Raw genomic sequence first — 16,848 nt, forward strand, 5'->3', positions numbered from 1 at the left:
TTTTGTTTTTTCCATCTTTCTTCTAATCCGTAACCATGTCCACATATATTGAATCATGATATACTAAAGAGTGAGGTGTACTGAATATGGATTATAAACGTTTAATGGTGTCCTGGATAGAAGAGGGGACACTGAACATCCCGCAATTATTATTATCAAATTACCATACACTGGGTTTGAATGAATCAGAATTTGTATTACTATTGCATATTTACGGCCATTTGGAAAAGGGCAACTATTTTCCGACTCCGGAAGAACTTTCACGCCCGATGAGCATTTCCGGTGAATATTGTTCATCCTTATTAAGAAAACTCATTCAACAGCAATTTTTATCGATAGAAGAAGGGTCATCTGTAGATGGTATTCTCTTTGAGAAGTACTCCCTGAACCCACTTTGGGAAAAAATGGCGGAATTCGTCATACAAGATTCCAAGATGAAACAAATGCAGCAATCCATGGAAGAAGAAGCGGATATCTACACGACTTTTGAACAAGAATTCGGCCGACCCCTTTCTCCGTTGGAATGCGAAACCCTTGCTATGTGGCTGGATCAGGATGATCACAATGCAACCATCATCAAAGCCGCACTGAGGGAAGCGGTCATTTCAGGTAAACTGAATTTCAGATACATTGACAGGATTCTATTTGAATGGAAGAAAAATGGTGTCAAAACCATTGAAGATGCAAGAAGTCAAAGTCAACGCTTCAGGTCCCATCAGAAGCCTGCTGCTTCAATTGAACCAGCATCTTCTCCCAAACGAAAATCAGTACCATTTTACAATTGGCTTGAGCAATAGACGACGAATGGGGACTGACTCTCAGATGCTTGGGGGTTGGTCCCTTTACATTGATACATATCATTCCTTTGTAGGAGGTAGTAGGAGACATGTTAAATAAAAAACAAATACATATATGCCTGGATGAAATGAGAGAAATGTTTCCAGATGCACATTGCGAGCTTCGCCACGACAATCCTTTCGAGCTTGTCATTGCGGTACTTCTATCGGCACAGTGTACGGATGTCCTGGTAAATAAGGTAACAGAAGGCTTATTCAAAAAATATAAGAAACCTGAAGATTATATCTTGGTCACATTGGAAGAACTTCAACAAGATATTCGATCCATCGGCTTATATAGGAACAAAGCAAAAAATATCCGCAAATTGTGTGAGATCCTCCTTACTGAGCACGGGGGAGAGGTACCCAGAAGTCATGAAGAATTGGTGAAGCTACCGGGTGTGGGAAGGAAGACTGCGAACGTAGTTGTTTCAGTCGCCTTTGGTGAGCCTGCTTTAGCTGTTGATACACATGTTGAAAGGGTAAGTAAAAGGCTAGGGATCTGCAGGTGGAAAGACAGCGTGTTGGAAGTGGAAAAGACATTAATGAAGAAAATTCCACGGGAGGAATGGTCCGAAACACATCACCGACTCATTTTCTTCGGAAGGTATCATTGTAAAGCACAATCCCCTCAATGCGAAGTTTGTCCCTTAGTAGACCTGTGTAGGGAAGGACAAAAAAGATTGAAGAAAAAGGGTCACATATGAGCGAAACGGTTTTTAACATCCCAACTGAACTGAAAGACCCTTTTTTCTTTTCCGATGAAAAAATCAGAATTCATGTTGTTGAAATTGAACCATGTAATCCATTGTTCGCATTTGAGCTGCTTCATTACAATGGGGTGAAAGCACATTCCATACCTTGGTTGATACAAGGAATATGGATAAAAGACATCATCGGGGCTTGGAAAGAAGAAGAGAACCATCTTAAAACGTTATTTAAAAGCCGGTCAAAAGATGCATTACAGTCAATGAAGAAAGGTATCGGGATGTTTTATATGCTTTTGTTTTGGAGCAATAAACAACCTGTAAACCTTCAGGGGTGGAGATCTTCAGTTGAACGTCTTTCCGTAAAGCCTATCAATACCGTAGAAAGATTGAGCTTCATCATGGATAATCCGGCACTCTACCATTCCTATATCCAACTGGCTCAACTTTTTGAGGAACAACATAAACAGTTTGCCAAGTATCAGGCATTGAATCAAGTAGCAAAAAAATAAGGCAATGAGAGACTTCTCTCATTGCCTTATTTTTATAACTTTCTATTGAGTGGCTGGTGTACCTGTGCCATCCCCGGTGCCGGTCCCAGCACCGGTTCCGTCTCCGCTACCAGTGTCTCCGGTGCCATCTCCGGTTCCACCATCCCCGGTGCCAGTGTCACCACCAGTTCCTCCGTCTCCGGTTCCGTCTCCTTCAGGAGGAGTGGTGGTACCATCATTTCCTCCTGTATTACCATCATTTCCGGAGTTATCTTCATTTCCGTTGCCCTGACCGTTGCCGTTACCGTTACCTTGGTCGTTTCCATTACCTTGACCATTTCCGTTGTTATTTTCGTTGTCATCTTCTGAATCCTTTTTATCCGCTTTTACATCTACATTCACGGATGCAGGGTTACTTCGTTGATCACCCGAAATGGCTACCACTTCGAAAGTAAAGGTGCCTTCGGATTGAATGTTTTCAACATTTAACCCTTTTTTATCGGTCGTCGTCAAGACTTGTTTCCCTTCACCATTGATGGATACGGAAACTTCGAACTGTACGTCTTTGTCTTTACCGTAGTCCCATGCAAGGGTGATGGTTTTATCCTTCTTATTGAATTTACCCTTCAGTTTGGAAGGAGCATCAATTTTATCGTATTCCTTGGAAACCTTGGAAGGTTCCGTTCCTCGTACAAACAGCTCAGTGATGATTCTGTCATCAGGCGTATAATCACTAGGCAGCCTTGCCGGGTCGCTTCCAATCTCCACTTTGGACTCTACTACGCTGTCAGGCTTGTTAAAGTCAGGTGTATCAACACCATCATGAATATAACTCATCAGATCACTGACGATGTATTGAGCGACATGGCGATCGGTAGGTGAAAGCGGGATGGATTGTGTCTTATATCCAGTCCAAACGGCGGCCGTATAATTTGTTGTATATCCAACAAACCATGAATCAGGCGCGCCGGATTTAGCGATACCGTATTTGTCGCGTTCTTTTTGAGAATAGTTGGTCGTACCTGATTTCCCTGCCATCTTAAGTCCAGGAACTTTAGCATATTTACCAGTCCCCTGTGGATGATCGATGACGCTCTTGAGCATATCGGAAATCATATAAGCCGTATATTCCTTCATTGCAGGCTTAGGTTTATTATCATTCTTGATTTCTGTTTCACCGTCACGAAGGACTACTTTCGTGACAGTATGCGGTTTATTATAAACCCCTTCATTACCGAAGGCAGCATATGCACCTGCCATTTGGAGCGTATTTACTCCAGGGGATACCCCTCCGATAGATGCTGATTCATAGTAATGATCAAACTTCAGTCCCAGTCCGTTGACGAAATCTGCTGCTTTCTCAGCACCGACTGCCTGGAAGGCTTTGAGTGCTGTAATATTCCGGGAATCCCACAGTCCTTCTCGAATTGTGATTGGTCCTTTAAACTGTCCGTCATAGTTATTAATTTCAGTACCGTTTGAGTATTCATAAGGTTCGTCTTTTAAAATATGGTACGTAGACCATTTTAAATGTTCAATAGCAGGAGCATAATCAAGTAAAGGCTTTATGGTTGATCCCGGCTGACGCTTGGAGTCAATGGCAAAATTGAATCCACGCTTCACATTAGGATCTTGTTCCCTTCCACCACCGATCGCCCGTACTTCACCTGTTTTCGTATCAAGGAGTGTTACTCCGGCCTGCATCGGTTCTTCTGCAGCTTCAGGGTAACTAAAGCTGATGTTTTCCCCTGCTAGTATTTCTTCCAAACGCTTTTGGGCATTCGGGTCGACTGTCGTATATACTTTTAATCCATCAGAGTAAAGGTTATAGTCTCCCATTTTTTGTACTTCATCAATGACGGCATCCACGAACGCAGGATACTTTTCCTGTTTTTTTGCTTCTAAATCTTCTTCAGATATCAAGCCTTCAGTAATCGGGATTGCCTGAGCTTCTTTCTTTTCTTTTTCGGTAATCTTACCATGTTGTGCCATTAGAGAAAGAACGATATTTCTTCTCTTCTCAGCACTTTCAGGATGTTTGAAGGGGTTATAATTGTTTGGACTTTGTGGCAATCCGGCAATTAAAGCCGCTTCATTCAGTTTGATGTCTTTAATGTCTTTCCCATAGTAATAATCCGCTGCTGTCGCCATACCGTTGATTCCGCCGGACATATATACCTTATTAAAGTACATCTCAAATATTTCTTCCTTGGTATATTCCTGCTCGAGCTTCAAGGCGAGCCATGCTTCCTGGGCTTTTCTCTTAAGGGTCTTTTCTGGACTCAAGAAGGACCCCTTGATGACCTGCTGAGTGATCGTAGAAGCACCCTCTGAACCGAAACCGCCTGTCACATTGGCGATGACGGCCCCGCCTAAACGGATAAGGTCAAGACCGTTATGTTTATAGAAACGATTATCCTCCGTTGCAATGACTGCGTCCTGCATGACTTGAGGAATATCATCGAAGTTGGCGTACTCACGATTTTCTTTTCCTACAGAGGTGATTAGGTCTCCGTTCATATCATAAATTTCAGATGCAATCGGATCTTTTAGTAATTTTTCATCAAGCTTTGGGGCACTGGATGCATAATAAGCGAATAACCCTGCACCGGCAAGCATCCCGATGATCCCTATGATAAATAATGATATAATGACGCGCTTAACCAAAGAGCCTTTTTTCTTGCCCTTATTGGATTTAGACTTCTGTTGGGCCAGGCGTTTTTCTTCCCTTGACTTATATTGACCAGCCATATTGTTTCCTCACTTTCAATCTTCTGTGTTTTTAGTATTGTCTAAGATTAAAAATATACTACTCATAATGAGATAAAATATAGATTAACGCATTTTTCTTAAACTAAAAATATAACTGATGGACTATTTTTAAATAATCGACCCTGGGATGCAGGCCTAGTGGAATGGAAAAACCTTTCTCTTCCATTTCCTCCCTTTTGATCGATTTTCTCCCTCCAGCGACCATGCGGTCCCAATAAATCCGCAGTGCCTCGTAGGGGAGTAAGAACACCTCATCTGAAACTGAAAACCTAATTAGTACAAATGTGATCCCTTCCTGTTTATGGACGGTTTCCATATGATGAATCTGGTGCTCATGAAAGTTTTGAAGAGGGAAGGACGTCTTGTTTTTCGTTTCCTTCGCTTCAAAATCAATATATCTTCCTTTGTAGACTCCGTTATAGTCTGTCGTTGACGGCTGCTTAAAATACGCTTCCTTAATGACAGCGGCACTCCTTGATGGATAATGGACATCGACGATTTGCACAGGTGTCGGCTTTTTATGAATAACCGCTTTATGAAACGTCAAATAATATTGATTCGTTTCATTGATATCTTCTTCCAGTGTCATCCCTCTGTTGCTATACGATAGTTGTTTCGGTTTTGCCTTTGTTTTTTTTGAGGGTAGTGTAGCTTCCACATATTTCTTTCCATTGGGATAATGGAATTTCATGGTAATTCACCTCGCAGACTAATCTATATCATAACAGAAACCACTCCATTTTGTGTGAATAATTGTTTACAAATCTCCTCATTCTAGTGTTAATGGAGAAAGGGGGAAAAAGAGATGAAAAAATTCGGCAATACTTATCGCTTTTTACCCTATATACCTGAACCTAAACGTAAATATGAATGGATAGAAGAAGTTAATCAACTTGTAAATAGATACAATCAAGATAATATAACGCGAACGGAAGCTTATCAAACATTCTATCTTTTGCATCCTGAGATAAAGTGGTCGTTCCTGGCTTCTATGGTCTCACGCAATGCTGGATGGAATATGACGGATTTGAAGGGGGATATCTTCCCAAAGATTTTATGTGTGGATACATGCCATCTCCTTTTTATGACATATGAGAGAGCGAATTGGAGTATTTTTCAGGATGCCTTTCCACAACTCCTTCTCTATCACTATTCGACGATCTATAAGAAGAAAATGTTTCACTTGTTCAAGGACTTTCATATCTCAAAGTTTATGGAAGGGGAATGGAACAGGTTTTGGGAAGAGAAAGATGAGAAGAGATTGGTTCAGTCGCTCATCATTAATGAGCAGCATCTTATACAAGGGCCGGTCATCGAGCAGGACCTCTATAAGAGAAAGGTGTTCGGCACAGGTCTTTTCTTTTTAGAAGATCACTTGCATTTCAGTTCCGTACTATTCCCTATGTTACACGGAGAGCTTTATGGAGCAAGCGTACACGGTTTTCGTAAGGTTGTGAATAGAATCAAGCTGGGTAATATCTTATTCGAGATTTTATTTCATCCTGATTATCATCGTTATTTCCTTGAATTTGCTCTAAACGTTAAACCTACTGGTTCGAGGGTAGATTATGAGACATATTGCCGAGGTGTAGAGGGTACGAAAACACCATATTTAGAACAAGCCTACCGTGTGATCTCACACGATTGGAAAGAACACGATGATTGGTCCAGGAACGTAAAGATCAAAGAAGACTGGTACTATCATCAACCACTTCCGGATGATATCATTTTGACGGACTGGTATCTGAATAAGCAAAGACAGCTGAGGAAATTGGCAGTTTTAAAAGAAGCCTGTAAATGGATATTGCCGGGAAGAAAGGAAAAAAAGAAGCGGACATAGTTCAAAAATGTCCGCTTCTTTTTTTAAATAATGGTCTGAACGAGCCGCCTCCGCTTTGTTATTAGTCCAGCTCCGGGGCTTAGAGGCTCGAGGTCATAAGACAAACCACCCAAAAAGGCAAAGAGCGCCTTTCCGGGTGGTTCGTCTTATGCTTGTCGCCTCTGGGCAAAGCCCCTCTGCTTTTGAGTAGTCCAGCTCCGGCGGCTAGACCCTCGAGGTCATAAGCTAAATGGACCAAGAAGGCAAAGAGCGCCTTCCCGGCCCATTCATCTTATGCTTGTCGGGTCTGATCAAGCCGCCTCCGCTTTGTTATGTCGCTGGTTTGTTTTCGCCTTCTAGTTTAGGGTTTCCTTTTGATGCTTTGGTTTGGGCTGGTTGTTGTTTGGTTTGTTTATTTTTTTGATTTTTCATTATAAACACCTCCACCCTTAGTATTTTGAGTTTTTGTTTCTTTTTATTCAGGGGGGACTGTCGAAACATCATTGGGTGAATGTCCGTTTTACACTTTCTTTGACGAAACGCTTCTAGTTTTGTCAGGGGGGGAGGGAAAGGAATAAGGACGGAGAATTACTGTATTAATCCAAAAAAAAGGTGGGAGAATTCACATGCTTCCAAAACAAGATATCATGTTAAAATTAGCGGAAATTGAAGAAAGCCTCAATCAGTTGGAACAAAGTCTGCATGATCGCATCTCAGTTGAAGAGCAGGAAGGATTGAGTACGTTATCGGATCAAATACAGAAGATGGATTGTCAATTAAGCTCTGTAGAAAGACATACAGCCTCAAAATCCGTTCTTATGAAAAATAGAGAAAAGTCCTACGTCTTACAAAAACTTGAATTATCCTTTAAGACGTCTTAAACTGACTTTATAAGAAAGTAGCATCGTGCTACTTTTATTTTTTGTCTAGATATTTGCATGGAGGGCTATTTTTTGGAACAATTGAATCAATTAACAGGGGACCTTCTCGTACTGGTGGAGAAGATGATGAATGAATATAAAAAGAGGCGTGAATCTGGTGAGAAAGGGGATTTTTACTCTGAAGTAAAACCTTTTGCTGACGAAGTGAAAGAGAAAAATGATGCATGGAAAGAACTTTCCATGAACTGGATTCAAGAATATAGGCCGAAACACCTTCATTTACCTCAAATCATAAACACTTTTGACAATATTGAAATGCTGTCGGTCCATTGTTTTTTTCCAGAGTCGAGTTATAACCGTTTCATCAGTCATTACCAATCTATATCCTATGTTTTAGGGACTCAGTTGGATGAATTGAAAGAAAAATAAGAGGCTGCCATTTTGGCAGCCTCTTTGTTATGGAGTTGTAAGGGCACTTTCTTCTGAAGTATTAATCTGCTTCGCTAATTCTTTATAGTGGTGAAAAGTAATCTCATTTGAAATATAAAGTTTTTTGGCCAGCGTAAGAAGTTCTTGTTGATCGGTTGCTTGATATTGTTTACTGCTTTCATATCTTTTCAGCAATTCGTTAAGGTCCATCTTGATTCCTCCCAATACTTATATTTCTAAAGAATGATGATCGCTTACATCTATTTTTATCCTATCATAGAAAACCCTTTCTTTAAGTTTTAAGAATAGTGTAACTTCCGACATTCTTCTTGAAGATTGTCGAAAGATCTTTATGGGTGGTTTCACCAATTTTACAGTCAATACATAAAGTATAGTAACCATAAAAAGTAGGGGGGCTAAATATGAATTCTTCACCTTATTCGAGACAGATGCAATATCAACCATATCCTAATCACCACCTTCAGCCTGGGAATATGGGGCCAATGATGAACTATCCTGTACAGGGGATGAGGCCGCCGAATTATGGACCGTATCTCCCGAATTATTTACCACAGCCGGATGGACCTTATACAGTAGCAGGGAGTCAGATGAATCAATATCAGCAGATGAATCAATATCAGCAGATGAATCAGCCTCAGCAAATGAATCCATATTTTGAAAATCCTCTTCAACAGAAAGAATACAATCCTTACCAGGTGAAGGCAATGGAACAACAGTCATACGCCAATCCTTATCCGAAAGCATCATTTATGGCGAAACCCTCTTCAAGTGGGGTAAGTGGCATCATGAAATCCTTTAAGTCGCAGGACGGTTCATTGGATTTCAACAAAATGATGAATACAACAGGACAAATGATGGGGGCCGTCAATCAAGTATCTTCTCTTGTAAAAGGTCTAGGCGGGATATTTAAATTTTAAAATATGAAGAAATAAAGGAGCTGCAAATGACGCAGCTCCTTTTCATTTAGTCAATTTGAATTCGGTTTCCGGACTCTTTGTTCACTTTCACCGTTAATAACCCATCTTTATAAGATGCTTTCACTTTCTTTTCGTTAACAACCCTTGGAAAGGAGATGGTCCGGCTACTCTTTCTCAAAGATTGTTTCCGTTTAATGGTTTGATGCTTTTCACTTTCTTCTGAGTATGTTTCCTTATTTGTCACTGAAATAGTGATGGACTGAGGGTACACATCCAGTTGTATTTGCTCTTTTGTTACGCCGGGAAGTTCTGCGCTGACTACATAATGATCATCGGTTTCAGACAATTCAACCGGAAATGAGCCAAAAGGATTGGAAGAGGATGCAAAGAACTCATCGATGCTTTGTAGCATTCCTTTCATCGGTTTTTCATGAAAGAACTCGTTCATGGAATTCATCAGGTCACCGAAACCTTTTCTGTTTGAAGAATCATTGGACATAGGTATTCCCCTTTCAGGCAAACGTATTCATACTAGTGTATGGATCTCTTACAATAATGTGCATATGACCTATACCCTAAAAAAGTCACCTGGTCTGAAGGCACTTTATGCCAGGCTGTTCTTTTATTTATTCTTGCTTTTGAAAAAGTGAATAGTGTACCCTTATTAAATCTATTTCCTGTATGGGAAAGAGTGGAAGTGGAGAGATGATTTTTATCCTTTAGTTTCGAACATAGATTCGGTAAAATGAGTAAGAGAGGTGATAGATTTGTTTAAGAAAAATAACCTTCAACAGATAATTGAACATTTTAAGAGAGATGAAGATTTTAATAAGCAGATTGTTCATTGGCATACCATAGAAGAAAAACCGGCACAATTGGTGGATATGCCAAATGAATTAGACGATAGAATCGAACGTGCGTTGCAAAAAAGAGGGGTAGAAAGGCTATATACCCATCAAAACACAGCTTTTAAGCTGGCCATGGAGGGGCAAAGCTTCACAGCCGTCACGCCAACCGCTTCAGGGAAGACGCTTTGTTACAACCTCCCCGTATTACAAACGATTATGAATAATCCTGATTCGAGGGCACTATACATTTTCCCAACTAAGGCACTGGCCCAGGATCAAAAGAGTGAATTGAACGAGATCATTGCTGAGGCCGAGGTGTCTATTAATAGTTATACATATGATGGGGATACTTCAGCCAATATCCGTCAAAAAGTACGAAAAGCCGGGCATATCGTCATCACAAACCCCGATATGCTTCACTCAGCGATTCTTCCCCATCATACAAAATGGGTGTCATTATTCGAAAACTTAAAGTATGTCATAATCGATGAACTTCATATATATAGAGGCGTGTTCGGATCACACGTCAGTAATGTGATACGGAGATTGAAGCGAATCTGTGAATTCTATGGTGCTTTCCCAGTATTTATCTGTACATCTGCAACGATAGCCAATCCTAAAGAACTGGCAGAGCACCTGACCGGCGAGGAAATGAAATTAATCGACAATAACGGGGCACCGAGTGCCAAGAAACATTTCGTATTCTACAATCCGCCCATCGTCAATAAACCACTTAATATCCGCCGAAGCGCAACCCTGGAAGTGAGAAGGATTGCCGGAGAACTACTGAAGAATAAAGTACAAACCATTATTTTTGCCAGAAGCAGGGTACGGGTGGAAATTATCCTCACCTATTTACAAGAATTAGTGAAAAGTCAACTAGGTGCAAAATCCATCAGGGGTTACCGCGGGGGATATCTTCCGACTCAGCGCAGAGAGATTGAAAAAGGATTGAGAAATGGAGAAATATATGGGGTAGTCAGTACGAATGCACTTGAACTGGGTGTCGATATTGGCCAATTACAAGTGTGTATCATGACTGGTTATCCAGGGACGATTGCAAGTGCTTGGCAGCAGGCAGGCAGAGCGGGAAGACGACATGGAGAATCTCTCGTCATAATGGTTGCGAGTTCAAGCCCGCTAGATCAATTCATTATCGAACACCCGAATTATTTCTTTGAGCAGACTCCTGAAACGGCAAGGATCAATCCTGATAATTTAATCATCCTCATTGATCATATCAAGTGTGCCGCCTATGAACTCCCCTTCAGAGAAGGAGAGCAATTTGGAAGCCACGAAATAGAAGATATATTGGAATTTTTGGTAGAGGAGCGGGTTATCCATAAGAATGGGGCGAAATGGTATTGGATGAATGATGTGTTCCCTGCTCATAACATCAGCCTTCGTTCAGCGTCCCAGGAAAATGTCATCATCATTGATCAAACGGACATTTCATCTGTGAAAGTGATCGGTGAAATGGACCGTTTTTCTGCTATGACATTATTGCATGACGAAGCCATTTATTTACATCAGGGTGTCCAGTTTCAAGTAGAGAAACTGGACTGGGAAGAAAAGAAGGCATATGTAAGGGAGGTAGATGTGGATTACTTTACGGATGCCAACCTCGCTGTACAATTAAGGGTATTGGAAACAGATAGAATAAGAGAATCAGAAATGTTCGAAATTGCGTTTGGAGATGTAACGGTCCAAGCAATGGCAACCATTTTTAAGAAAATCAAATTCGATACGCACGAGAATATCGGTTCGGGCCCGATACACCTTCCAGAAGAGGAGCTTCACACAAATTCCAGCTGGATTTCACTTAAGGATGATGGTTCTTTCAGTCAGGAACGGCTTGAAGAGGGACTTATCGGGGTATCCCAAAGCATAAAATCGATCATTCCGTTATTTGTTATGTGTGATCCAAGTGATATTTTTGTTGTCCCACAAATAAAAGCTGCCCATAATGAACGGCCGACGATTTTTATATACGACCGGTATCCTGGGGGGATCGGGCTTAGTGAAAAGGTATATGACCAGATAGAGGAAGTCCTCCTTGAGACATCTGCCATGATTGAGCGATGTCCATGTCAAAGTGGCTGTCCGTCCTGTATCGGAATGGAGCACTCACTCGACACGGCCAAAACCGATTCATTAAAGCTTCTACATCTTTTCCTTCAATGAAGAAAGGAAGTAAACAAGCATGTCTTTGAAAAATAAATTAACGAGGATGAAAAAACATATTATCCGGGAAGAGGGAGAGGGCTCGTCTGTAAAACCTCCGGCTGAGGATGTGTCTGTAGACCTTCCTTTCCTTGACTTATGGAAAGATAACGGATCTACTCTTTATTTCATTGATGATGATTTCTGTCTGGTGAGGGAAAAACGTTACCCCCTCCATCATCAACATGGCAAATATACGTTCAAGGAATTCATTAAAGCCGTCGACGCATGGCAAGGGTTTACAGGAGAACATCCTTTGTCTTCGAAAGGGATGAGTCATGATGAAATGTTTTTCTTCGATACGGAAACAACCGGACTCGGTGGAGGGGTTGGGAATACCATCTTCCTCCTGGGGCATGGAAAAGTGACAGATACAGAAGTCATCGTAACACAGCACTTTCTTCCACAGCCAGGGAGTGAAATTCCTTTATATCACAGCTTTTTAAGCAACGTGAATTACAATGCGCTGGTGACTTATAATGGGAAAGCCTTTGATTGGCCACAGGTTAAAACAAGGCATACTCTCATTAAAGATCATGTACCGAAACTGCCTGCATTTGGGCATTTCGATTTATACCACGGTTCCAGAAGGCTTTTTAAGCATAAACTGGAATCTGTAAAGCTCATTAATGTAGAGCGGAATATCCTTGGTTTTAATAGAGTAGATGATGTTCCAGGCTATCTTGCGCCTATGATCTATTTTGATTACATCGATCGTAAAGACCCGGAAGGAATCTTCAAGGTCATGACCCATAATGAACTGGATATCTTATCACTCATTACTCTCTATACTCACTTGACCTTCCAACTCCTGAACGTCCACGAACAGGCAACCGGGGAAGAGAGGTTTGAAGTAGGTAGATGGCTCGAATATACCGGTAACAGGTTGATTGCCAAGGAACGCTACGAGGCATTGATTAAAGAAGATAAAACACCAAATTATGATGCCATCCATCAGCTGGCTCTACAGTATAAGAGAGAACAACAAACCGATAAGGCGACTGAATTGTGGGAGCGCACCCAGGAAGGAGCACCTGATTCCATCCGAAAGACAGCATTGCTTGAACTGGCTAAATTATATGAACACAAAACAAAGGATCTAAAGCTTGCCATGGAGAGGTGCGAACAGTTAATGGCTTTAATCGGTAAAACGGAAGAAGGTAGTAAAAAGGACCTTACAGTATCGGAAAATCTGATTCATCGAATGGACAGGATAAAGAGGAAAATGTACAAATAAATAGAACCTCCATCAGAGTCAGGCAAAGGTTGTAATTATTTAGTATGAAAGTGGTTCCATCTTCTTATTTTTATATTGAGAATTTTCTAAAGTAGTTGTAAAATAATTAATTGTGTTGAAAATTTTTAAAATGAAGAAGGAATGATGGAAATGAACCGTGCAATCTTAATTTTATTCTTTGTTGTCATTGGTTTGACAGCCTTTGTTTTCACCAATTATTCACAAAGTTTATATAGCTTCATGTAAGTATAACAAAATAACTCCCTAAAAATAGGTATTTTCATTAGTACATGTACCCTCTTCATTTCATAGGCTATTATTGTAACAACTAAGCGATGAAAGGAGAGCGTTAGTATGTATTGTAGACCAAGACCTAATCAAGTACTTCCTGCAGTTGTACACCCGACTAAATGTTGTGTGAATAACAACATGACGACCTATGAGGTGCCTCATATCCACCCAACTCACACGACAAACGTGAATAATGTTATGTACCAACATAAACATTATTTCCCGCAAACACAATCACAAGTTGACAGTGTTTCACATCAACAGTTTAATTGTGGTGGCGGACCTGGAGGCCCAGGCGGACCTCAGGGACCTCAAGGCCCAGGCGGCCCGGGAGGACCAGGATTCGGACCACGTCCGAGGCCACCATTTGGACCATATGGCATGGGAAGATAATTAAATGACCTGAAGGGGGGATGCCTCTAGAAGACTAGGCTCAGCGTTATTGTGCTCAAGCATTGTATCGCTTACGAAAGAGTTGCCGGTCTTAATAGAGCCGTCCCTCCTTTTTATGTTGAAGTCCATGATCAAATTAGTTCTCCTTGACTTCAGAATCGGATGAAATATGATACAATAGACTGTAAAGGATTAGGGTACACTAAGGGATGAAGAGCGCCGGATGTATCCAAAGTTTACTAAAGGGGTTTTTCCATTTGGGAAATGTTTCATGCATAACGGGATATAAATCCTTTGAACTGGGAATTTTCAAACAGGATGACAAGTCAGTTTATTACATAAAACAAGCGCTGAAGAAAGAACTCCAATCCCTCTTGGATGATGGATTGGAATGGGTGATCATCAGCGGACAGCTTGGTGTTGAACTGTGGGGAGCAGAAGTGGTATTTGACCTTCAGGAAGATTATCCTGAGCTTAAACTGGCCGTTTTGACACCATTTATCTCTCAGGAAGAGAAATGGAATGATCAAAATAAAGAATACTACGAGCTTATCCTTTCTCAAGCTGATTTTGTCGAAACCATTTCAAAAGAGCCTTATAAGAACCCTCAGCAGTTTCGGAATAAGAACCAATTATTTTTACAAAAGAGCCATTCGTGTATCATTTTATATGATGAGGAAAAAGAAGGTTCTCCTAAGTATTTCTATGAAGAAGCCAAGAGGAAGAAAGAAAGTGATCCATCCTTTGATATGAGGGCGATTGGATTCCAAGATCTGCAATGGATCGTCGAAGAAGAACAGTGGTAAAGAATGTAGAAACTGGTTTTTCACCCAACATTTCGGAATAGTACTTTGAAATAGGATTGACAAAATGAAGGTTATTTGAAAAAATGATAGTGATAAATATAGAGGTGAATAGAATGATTTCAGATAAAGTGAAATTAACGGCAAAGGATATTCTCGAAAAAGAGTTCAAAAGTGGAATGCGAGGATATAAGCCTGAAGATGTGGATAAATTTTTAGATTTAATTATTAAAGATTATGAAACCTTTCATCAAGAGATAGAAGACCTGCAACAGGAAAACCTGCGATTGAAGAAGCAGGCCGAGGGTGCTGCGAAACAACGTTCTGCCGCACCACAGCAACAAACCGGGACAACGAATTTCGATATTCTAAAGCGTCTGTCTAACCTAGAGAAACATGTTTTTGGAAATAAACTATACGACTGATTTTTCCAGTTGAATTATTGGTATGAATAACGTATAATGAATTATTGCTGATCCTTAATGGTGTTTGGGTAATCGCTGCAACTTCATGTTGTAGAGGAAAGTCCATGCTCGCACGGTGCTGAGATGCACGTAGTGTTCGTGCCTAGCCAATTCATAAGCTAGGGCAGCTCATCCCGAGCTGACGGCAGGGAAAACATCTAAGTCCTTTCCGGGATATGGTGTGACTACTTTGAAAGTGCCACAGTGACGAAGTCCTGTTAGAAATGGCAGGAGTGGAACGAGGTAAACCCCACGAGCGAGAAACCCAAATTTGGTAGGGGAATCCTCTCAGAGGAATTGAACGAAGAGAGGGACAAAGGAATCTCCTTTGTAGATAGATGATTACCGCCCGAGTACGAGACGAACAGTCGCCTGCAGTACAACGGAACAAAACATGGCTTACAGAACACTATTACGGGATAAGAGCAATCTGGATTAAATAATGCAAGTGACTGATACATGCAGGTAATACACTGCTCTTTTGTATCAGTCCTTTTTATTTTATGGACAACAGGACTATACTATTGATACATGGATATTTATAGACGGAGTGTGACAAAGATGGGTACATATACATTAATTGCAACAGCAGCGATGGGTTTGGAATCGATCGTTGCCAAAGAAGTGAAGGAACTGGGTTACGAATGTCAGGTCGAGAACGGGAAGGTCATCTTTAAGGGTGATGAAACAGTGATTGCCCGGGCCAATATGTGGCTGAGGACTGCTGACAGAATCAAGATTCTTGTGGGTGAATTTAAAGCGTATTCCTTTGATGAGTTATTTGAGAATACTAAGAAGCTGCCATGGGAGGATTTCTTACCTGTTGATGCCGAGTTTCCAGTGCAGGGGAAATCCGTTAAGTCAAAACTATATAGTGTGCCAGACTGTCAGGCCATCGTGAAAAAAGCGATAGTAGAACGCCTGCGTTCTGCTTATAAAAAAACTTCCTGGCTGGATGAAACCGGACCGCTCTTTAAAATTGAGGTTGCAATCCACAAAGATGTGGCAAGCATAACATTGGATACAAGTGGTCAAGGTCTTCATAAAAGGGGATATAGAATTGGACAGGGGGAGGCTCCATTAAAGGAAACGTTGGCAGCGGCTCTGATCCAATTGACCACCTGGAACCCGGACCGTCCGTTTGTAGATCCGTTCTGCGGGTCTGGAACCATTGCGATAGAAGCCGCTTTGATCGGGCAGAATATTGCGCCTGGCTTCAACCGGGAATTTTTGTCCGAGAACTGGCCGATGATGCCTGCTGAAGTATGGGAGAAAACGCGTCTTGAAGCAGAGGATTTGGCAAACTATGATCAGCCTCTTGAAATACTCGGCACGGATATCGATCACCGGATGATTGAAGTTTCCAAAGAGAATGCCCTGGAAGCCGGACTTGGAGACCTTGTGAAATTCAAGCAGATGCAAGTCAGGGACTTCACTTCACAATTAGAATACGGAATCATCGTTGGAAATCCTCCATATGGAGAACGTTTAGGTGAACGTAAAGAAGTAGAAAAAATGTATCAGGAAATGGGAAGGGCCTTTGAAAAGCTCGATACCTGGTCTGTATATATGATGACTTCCCATGAAAACTTTGAACAGTGCTATGGCAAGCAAGCCACCAAGAAACGTAAATTGTTCAATGGATTCATCCGTACGGACTATTATCAATTCTTTGGACCGCGTCCGCCAAGAAAATGATTCTTTATGAACGAATGA

The 16,848-nt window shown here is 41.2% G+C and carries 17 protein-coding genes and 1 other RNA gene; 14 read left to right on the forward strand and 4 right to left on the reverse strand.

Annotated elements, in window-relative coordinates:
• The first annotated feature begins 86 nt into the window (after positions 1-86).
• The 3 genes from LCL96_RS05430 to LCL96_RS05440 all read left to right on the forward strand — a co-directional run bounded on the left by LCL96_RS05430 (position 87) and on the right by LCL96_RS05440 (position 2,055).
• Positions 87-797, forward strand: coding sequence for a DnaD domain-containing protein (locus LCL96_RS05430; RefSeq protein ID WP_224940407.1), 711 nt, complete (start codon positions 87-89; stop codon positions 795-797).
• An 89-nt stretch (positions 798-886) separates the two neighbouring features.
• Positions 887-1,543 carry an endonuclease III gene (gene nth, locus LCL96_RS05435; protein ID WP_224940408.1) on the forward strand — a complete coding sequence of 219 codons (657 nt, stop codon included), beginning with the start codon at positions 887-889 and terminating at the stop codon, positions 1,541-1,543.
• Complete coding sequence (locus tag LCL96_RS05440; protein WP_224940409.1) at positions 1,540-2,055, forward strand: YpoC family protein; 516 nt, start codon at positions 1,540-1,542, stop codon at positions 2,053-2,055. Before nth ends, LCL96_RS05440 begins: the two co-directional genes overlap by 4 nt.
• 42 nt (positions 2,056-2,097) lie before the next feature.
• On the opposite strand, the gene LCL96_RS05445 is transcribed toward LCL96_RS05440, so the two are convergent.
• Positions 2,098-4,785, reverse strand: a complete 2,688-nt coding sequence (locus tag LCL96_RS05445) for a transglycosylase domain-containing protein (RefSeq protein ID WP_224940410.1) — start codon at positions 4,783-4,785, stop codon at positions 2,098-2,100.
• Between the two features lie 103 nt (positions 4,786-4,888).
• Entirely contained in the window at positions 4,889-5,497 is a 609-nt protein-coding gene (recU, locus tag LCL96_RS05450) for a Holliday junction resolvase RecU (RefSeq protein ID WP_224940411.1), read from the reverse strand.
• Positions 5,498-5,611: 114 nt separating this feature from the next.
• Between recU and LCL96_RS05455 the strand changes: the two genes are divergently transcribed.
• From LCL96_RS05455 to LCL96_RS05465, 3 genes are all read left to right on the forward strand, one after another.
• Positions 5,612-6,646, forward strand: coding sequence for a DUF2515 family protein (locus LCL96_RS05455; RefSeq protein WP_224940412.1), 1,035 nt, complete (start codon positions 5,612-5,614; stop codon positions 6,644-6,646).
• A 605-nt stretch (positions 6,647-7,251) separates the two neighbouring features.
• Complete coding sequence (locus LCL96_RS05460; RefSeq protein WP_224940413.1) at positions 7,252-7,506, forward strand: hypothetical protein; 255 nt, start codon at positions 7,252-7,254, stop codon at positions 7,504-7,506.
• 72 nt (positions 7,507-7,578) lie between these two features.
• Positions 7,579-7,935: a YppE family protein gene (locus LCL96_RS05465; RefSeq protein ID WP_224940414.1), complete on the forward strand. Its 357-nt coding sequence runs from the start codon at positions 7,579-7,581 to the stop codon at positions 7,933-7,935.
• A 27-nt stretch (positions 7,936-7,962) separates the two neighbouring features.
• On the opposite strand, the gene yppF is transcribed toward LCL96_RS05465, so the two are convergent.
• Positions 7,963-8,145 (reverse strand): YppF family protein, encoded by a 183-nt coding sequence (gene yppF, locus LCL96_RS05470; RefSeq protein ID WP_224940415.1) that lies wholly within the window; start codon positions 8,143-8,145, stop codon positions 7,963-7,965.
• 212 nt (positions 8,146-8,357) lie between these two features.
• Between yppF and LCL96_RS05475 the strand changes: the two genes are divergently transcribed.
• Entirely contained in the window at positions 8,358-8,873 is a 516-nt protein-coding gene (locus LCL96_RS05475) for a YppG family protein (RefSeq protein ID WP_224940416.1), read from the forward strand.
• A 46-nt stretch (positions 8,874-8,919) separates the two neighbouring features.
• Here the strand turns inward: LCL96_RS05475 and LCL96_RS05480 are convergent, their stop codons facing one another.
• Positions 8,920-9,372 carry an Hsp20/alpha crystallin family protein gene (locus LCL96_RS05480; RefSeq protein ID WP_224940417.1) on the reverse strand — a complete coding sequence of 151 codons (453 nt, stop codon included), beginning with the start codon at positions 9,370-9,372 and terminating at the stop codon, positions 8,920-8,922.
• A 268-nt stretch (positions 9,373-9,640) separates the two neighbouring features.
• On the opposite strand from LCL96_RS05480, the gene LCL96_RS05485 reads away from it, so the two are divergent.
• From LCL96_RS05485 to LCL96_RS05515, 7 genes are all read left to right on the forward strand, one after another.
• Positions 9,641-11,905 (forward strand): DEAD/DEAH box helicase, encoded by a 2,265-nt coding sequence (locus tag LCL96_RS05485; RefSeq protein WP_224940418.1) that lies wholly within the window; start codon positions 9,641-9,643, stop codon positions 11,903-11,905.
• Between the two features lie 19 nt (positions 11,906-11,924).
• On the forward strand, positions 11,925-13,181 hold the full coding sequence (locus LCL96_RS05490; RefSeq protein WP_224940419.1) for a ribonuclease H-like domain-containing protein: 1,257 nt from the start codon (positions 11,925-11,927) through the stop codon (positions 13,179-13,181).
• 354 nt (positions 13,182-13,535) lie between these two features.
• On the forward strand, positions 13,536-13,865 hold the full coding sequence (locus LCL96_RS05495) for a CotD family spore coat protein (RefSeq protein WP_224940420.1): 330 nt from the start codon (positions 13,536-13,538) through the stop codon (positions 13,863-13,865).
• 257 nt (positions 13,866-14,122) lie between these two features.
• Positions 14,123-14,671 carry a DUF1273 domain-containing protein gene (locus tag LCL96_RS05500; RefSeq protein WP_224940421.1) on the forward strand — a complete coding sequence of 183 codons (549 nt, stop codon included), beginning with the start codon at positions 14,123-14,125 and terminating at the stop codon, positions 14,669-14,671.
• Positions 14,672-14,784: 113 nt separating this feature from the next.
• Entirely contained in the window at positions 14,785-15,093 is a 309-nt protein-coding gene (gene gpsB / locus LCL96_RS05505) for a cell division regulator GpsB (RefSeq protein WP_224940422.1), read from the forward strand.
• A 60-nt stretch (positions 15,094-15,153) separates the two neighbouring features.
• Positions 15,154-15,539: RNase P RNA component class B (gene rnpB / locus LCL96_RS05510), an RNA gene on the forward strand.
• A 154-nt stretch (positions 15,540-15,693) separates the two neighbouring features.
• Entirely contained in the window at positions 15,694-16,830 is a 1,137-nt protein-coding gene (locus LCL96_RS05515; RefSeq protein ID WP_224940423.1) for a THUMP domain-containing class I SAM-dependent RNA methyltransferase, read from the forward strand.
• Positions 16,831-16,848 lie beyond the last annotated feature (18 nt).

The organism is Rossellomorea aquimaris, from assembly GCF_020172085.1.
Taxonomy (GTDB): Bacteria; Bacillota; Bacilli; order Bacillales; family Bacillaceae_B; genus Rossellomorea; species Rossellomorea aquimaris_E.

Bases quoted from the DNA above. Each gene is read 5' to 3' on its own strand.
- LCL96_RS05440 (WP_224940409.1), top strand. From the start codon at position 1,540: ATGAGCGAAACGGTTTTTAACATCCCAACTGAACTGAAAGACCCTTTT.
- nth (WP_224940408.1), top strand. From the start codon at position 887: ATGTTAAATAAAAAACAAATACATATATGCCTGGATGAAATGAGAGAA.
- gpsB (WP_224940422.1), top strand. From the start codon at position 14,785: ATGATTTCAGATAAAGTGAAATTAACGGCAAAGGATATTCTCGAAAAA.
- yppF (WP_224940415.1), bottom strand. From the start codon at position 8,145: ATGGACCTTAACGAATTGCTGAAAAGATATGAAAGCAGTAAACAATAT.
- LCL96_RS05455 (WP_224940412.1), top strand. From the start codon at position 5,612: ATGAAAAAATTCGGCAATACTTATCGCTTTTTACCCTATATACCTGAA.
- LCL96_RS05475 (WP_224940416.1), top strand. From the start codon at position 8,358: ATGAATTCTTCACCTTATTCGAGACAGATGCAATATCAACCATATCCT.
- LCL96_RS05460 (WP_224940413.1), top strand. From the start codon at position 7,252: ATGCTTCCAAAACAAGATATCATGTTAAAATTAGCGGAAATTGAAGAA.
- LCL96_RS05490 (WP_224940419.1), top strand. From the start codon at position 11,925: ATGTCTTTGAAAAATAAATTAACGAGGATGAAAAAACATATTATCCGG.
- LCL96_RS05480 (WP_224940417.1), bottom strand. From the start codon at position 9,372: ATGTCCAATGATTCTTCAAACAGAAAAGGTTTCGGTGACCTGATGAAT.
- LCL96_RS05445 (WP_224940410.1), bottom strand. From the start codon at position 4,785: ATGGCTGGTCAATATAAGTCAAGGGAAGAAAAACGCCTGGCCCAACAG.
- LCL96_RS05515 (WP_224940423.1), top strand. From the start codon at position 15,694: ATGGGTACATATACATTAATTGCAACAGCAGCGATGGGTTTGGAATCG.
- LCL96_RS05430 (WP_224940407.1), top strand. From the start codon at position 87: ATGGATTATAAACGTTTAATGGTGTCCTGGATAGAAGAGGGGACACTG.
- LCL96_RS05495 (WP_224940420.1), top strand. From the start codon at position 13,536: ATGTATTGTAGACCAAGACCTAATCAAGTACTTCCTGCAGTTGTACAC.
- recU (WP_224940411.1), bottom strand. From the start codon at position 5,497: ATGAAATTCCATTATCCCAATGGAAAGAAATATGTGGAAGCTACACTA.